Genomic DNA, 1,440 nt, shown 5'->3' with positions numbered 1-1,440 from the left:
CTAGTAGTGCTTTGTTAGGTCGGCGTGTCGTGGGGTCATCGGGGCGGTCTGGGTAGTTCGATGTTGCGGTGACCCCTGACGAGCTTTCGGTTGTGCGGCAACGGCTTGAAGCGTTCGCCGTGGATGTGTTCACCCCGATGGTGCGCTCGGATCAGCGGGCCAAGGGCGAGACGTATCTGCGAGGGCTGTTGCTGGACGGGCGGCGGAAGTCGATGCAGCCGATGGCGGATCGGCTTGGGGTGGATCATCAGGGGCTGCAACAGTTCGTAACGACCTCGACGTGGGACACGACGGCGGTGCGGATGCGGTTGGCCCGCCGGGCGGTCGATGTGGTCGAGCCGGTGGCGTGGGTGGTCGACGACACCGGTTTTCCGAAGGATGGCAAGAGTTCGCCGGGCGTGGCCAGGCAGTACTCGGGCACGTTGGGCAAGGTCGCGAACTGCCAGATCGGGGTGAGTGTCCACGCGGTCACCGACGTCGCGTCGTGCCCCCTGGATTGGCGACTGTTCTTGCCGACGTCGTGGGACGACCAGGCTGTTGACGAGGCTGACCGCCCCGAGGTGCTCGCTCGCCGGGCCCGGTGCGCGATACCTACCGATGAGCATCACCGGCCGAAGTGGTCGATGGTCGTGGAGATGCTCGATGAGCTGGCCGAGCACGGACTACGCCCGCCGCTGCTGGCAGCCGACGCCGGCTACGGCGACAACAGCCAGTTCCGCAGCGCTCTGGACGAGCGGTCCATCGACTACATCATGCAGGTCAAAGGTGACGCCCTCGCCCACCAACCAGACGTGCAGCCGGTTGCGCGGGTCTGGTCTGGGCGGGGCCGCCCACCGACGCGCACCGACCCGCGCTACCCGAAGACCGCGGTCAGTCTGGTCGAGCACGTTCGCGCCGCTGGACGCGCCGCCACGCAAACGATCACCTGGCGGGAGGGCTCGAAGGGCACGATGAGTTCCCAGTTCATCTTCCTACGAGTACGCCCGGCCGGACACCGCGTCGCCCGCGACCCCGACGGCCTCCTGCCGGAGCGGTGGCTCATCGCCCAGTGGCCCGACGACCAGGCCGAACCGGTGAAGTACTGGCTGTCCAGCCTGCCCGCCGCTACCAGCCACACCGACCTGATCCGCTACGGCAAGATTCGCTGGCGCATCGAACACGACTACCGCGAACTCAAGACCGGCCTCGGCCTGGACCACTTCGAAGGCCGCTCCTTCATCGGCTGGTACCGCCACGTCACTCTGGTCACCGCCGCACACCTGTTCATCACCGAACTGCGCCTGGACCCAAAAGCGGCTGCGCCGGCCTGACCCTCTACGCGGTCATCCGCGAGCTGCAACGACTCCTCGCGACCTGGACCGGCGCCTGCCTCACCTGCCACCAACCCGTGAAGCCGTTACACCGCAACAAACGCCACAGAACCTAACAAAGCACTACTAG

General features: G+C 66.6%; 1 protein-coding gene. It reads left to right on the top strand.

The genetic code is table 11. From position 1 onward, the window contains the following. The first annotated feature begins 68 nt into the window (after positions 1 to 68). On the top strand, positions 69 to 1,310 hold the full coding sequence (locus DLJ59_RS00615; protein WP_425271374.1) for an IS701 family transposase: 1,242 nt from the start codon (positions 69 to 71) through the stop codon (positions 1,308 to 1,310). Positions 1,311 to 1,440 lie beyond the last annotated feature (130 nt).

It is taken from the genome of Micromonospora inaquosa, assembly GCF_003857055.1.
GTDB classification, from domain to species: Bacteria; Actinomycetota; Actinomycetes; order Mycobacteriales; family Micromonosporaceae; genus Micromonospora; species Micromonospora inaquosa.
The sequence above is the reverse complement of the archived record's forward strand: the minus strand, read 5'-3'. Positions and strand labels throughout refer to the sequence as shown.